The sequence below is a fragment of the Cognatundibacterium luofuense genome, from assembly GCF_018139685.1.
GTDB lineage: Bacteria > Pseudomonadota > Gammaproteobacteria > Burkholderiales > Burkholderiaceae_D > Undibacterium > Undibacterium luofuense.
Genome location: NZ_JAGSPN010000313.1, coordinates 1 through 357, shown reverse-complemented (window position 1 = coordinate 357; position 357 = coordinate 1). Strand labels below are relative to the sequence as shown.

Annotated in this window: 1 protein-coding gene; it reads right to left on the bottom strand. The window is 52.1% G+C overall.

The annotated features are described in order from the left end of the window. Nucleotides 1-357 (bottom strand): TolC family protein (locus tag KDM89_RS20570; protein ID WP_212689714.1); only part of this gene is annotated, 357 nt, incomplete at both ends.

Genomic DNA, 357 nt, shown 5'->3' with positions numbered 1-357 from the left:
ATGTTCAACAGCTCAAATCTGGCGTTTTCTTTGGTCTTTTCGAGTATCTCGCGCGCGCTGTCTACGTTCTTTTCAGCCAGACTGATCTCGCCCTGATAGGCATAACGTGCAAATAAAGGTATCTGTACCGATATGCCAAAGCTGTTACCTGAGCCCAGTGTATTTGTCGGACTGACCGGATAATGCTCGAACTGCAGACCAACTGACACATCTCTGGTTTTCGCGGCCAACGCGAGCTGGCGCGCCGATAATGCGGCATCGAGCCTGGCCTGAGCAGACTTCACATCTGCCCTTTGCGCAATCAAAGGACGAATGTCCGCGTAGAGCAATTGCGCATCAGCAGCAGCTATGTCTGCC